At 59.6% G+C, this 255-nt stretch carries 1 protein-coding gene; it reads left to right on the top strand.

What is annotated here, in order from left to right; all coding sequences use genetic code 11:
* Window positions 1–34: 34 nt before the first annotated feature.
* The coding region (locus I6F35_RS39780; protein WP_225122988.1) for a transposase at window positions 35–255 on the top strand (221 nt) is incomplete at its 3' end.

The raw sequence follows: 255 nt of genomic DNA on the forward strand, positions 1-255 counted from the left end.
CCTTCGGATTTGCAAAGATTCGAGGGAGGACACCATGCCGTGGACCAAAGCCGCTCGTCTCCAGTATCAGCGCAGTGGACTGCGTTACACAAGTGATCTGACCGATGCAGAATGGGCGTTGATCGCCTGGAAGATGCCGCCGCGACAGCGATTGGGCCGGCCGCGGGAGGTCGATCTACGCGAGATCGTACAGGCGATCTTCTATATTCTGTCGAGCGGCTGCCAATGGCGAGCCTTGCCGAAGGAGTTCCCGCC

Source organism: Bradyrhizobium sp. BRP22 (assembly GCF_020194175.1).
GTDB lineage: Bacteria > Pseudomonadota > Alphaproteobacteria > Rhizobiales > Xanthobacteraceae > Bradyrhizobium.